Genomic DNA, 1672 nt, shown 5'->3' on the forward strand with positions numbered 1-1672 from the left:
CAAAACGTAGGGTTTGCCAGCTGGCATTTTCTACCTCAATAAATCGCCAAGTTTGTGTTCTGCCAGCGCCGGTAAATCCCATCCGGCTAGGTGCGCACAACAAGAGCATGGTGTTCCTCGCTTCGCTCGTGGGACGCCTTCGGCGCCCCACATGCAGGCGTTAAGTGCCCCATCATAAACGTGCCCAACAATGTAGTAAGTTGAGGGAAAAGGTTAAGTATCCTACACAGTAGTCAAGCAGTTGTTCCTGAGAGTATTATTTATTATTTTGCTGGGCTGTATTTTGGAACTGATTAAGAAAATTTCGAGTGTGCTGGATTACTTCGTAGAGAAAGAAGATCGTGAGCATGCAGAGCTTGTGTACGGCCTTAGAAAAATGGTGGCTGAGAATACCATTTCTTTTATTTCTGGGCAGAAAGGAAAGCCCGGTTTTGAAGCGATAATAACTGCAGCATATATGAGCAGAAGAATTAAGCGATATGTCGACGGCATTCTTCCAACAGGAATGGAGGGAGCCTGTACTTTATTCGTAAATCTGTTTACGGAGATCCCTGAAGATAATTCTGTACGTTTATCTCTCTCTATTATGCCACTGAAAGAACTATCAAATTATGAAGTAGAAAAAATTAATGAGTTTGTAGAAGAACTAAATGGCACTTCGTTTATGGGTGAGCAAGGACCATTTGCATTGGCGAAAATTAACTACATACAAATGCATTGAAATTACGCACTTAACAAGCCCATCCAAGCGACCGCCTACGGCGGCGCTTGATGGGGGCGTTAGCCGCTATGATCATCACTTTCTTAATTTTTCGTCAGTTTTAATATTCTGATGAAGCCCAAAAGTGTGCCCCTATCTTCTCCGGGTCAATCTATGGTAACCATTAGGTATTTATGGCTCTTTCGCAGGTTGGCTGATCATTTCTGAGCCTCCTGTCGAATTTTCAGATACAGATATTCAAGATCGTTATAGCCACAAGCCTTATAGACAATACGCTTGATAACACCATTGAAAGCCTCGATTTTTGCACTGGTTATACGATGATGGCAATATGAAAGAAGGCCTTCTCTTGCCCTGTCCAACCCTTTGGCAAAGCGTTTCAGCTCGACAATGCCTGTCTCTTTGGCCAATTCAATCCACCTATCGAGAAACTTACTGGCGCACCCTTTATAGGTATACGTCCACAGCTGTTTAAGCATGTCTTTCAGAGTGTAGGCCTGAAACAAGTCCTCGTTCATGGCAAGCAGTTCCTTCAGGCTGCTTTCCCTCTTGGGTGTGAGGTTCTCTGGATTCCTGAATAGATTGAAACGCTGTCCCTTTATGAAAGGCTTATCCTCAGCTTCAGCCTGCCGCCATTCCCGGCGACGGATTTTGTCTATCACCTCGTTGTAGTTGGCGATAATGTGAAACTTGTCGTATACGATGTCAGCGTCGGGAAGGTGTTCTCTGACCGAGGCTTGGTAACTTCCCCCTCGGTCAATACCAACACACTCAATAGGCGCCTTTTGCTCTTGAGTCAGGCTGCTCAGGAACTGATCCAGCGTTGCTTTACGTTTGCCTTCCCCGAGAAACAGGGTCTCACCTGTATCAGCATTCAGGACAACTGTCAGATAGTGGTGCCCCTTGCCAATGGACTTCTCGTCAATCAGTAGTGCTCGTATGTTATCCAGA

General features: G+C 45.3%; 2 protein-coding genes. One reads left to right on the forward strand and one right to left on the reverse strand.

What is annotated here, in order from left to right:
• Positions 1–283 precede the first annotated feature (283 nt).
• Positions 284–721, forward strand: coding sequence for a hypothetical protein (locus tag QMA35_RS21545; protein ID WP_281649190.1), 438 nt, complete (start codon positions 284–286; stop codon positions 719–721).
• A 197-nt stretch (positions 722–918) separates the two neighbouring features.
• Here the strand turns inward: QMA35_RS21545 and QMA35_RS21550 are convergent.
• Positions 919–1672, reverse strand: a 754-nt coding sequence (locus QMA35_RS21550) for an ISL3 family transposase (RefSeq protein WP_281649191.1), incomplete at its 5' end; no start/stop codon positions are given.

It is taken from the genome of Parendozoicomonas sp. Alg238-R29 (genome assembly GCF_947331445.1).
GTDB lineage: Bacteria > Pseudomonadota > Gammaproteobacteria > Pseudomonadales > Endozoicomonadaceae > Sansalvadorimonas.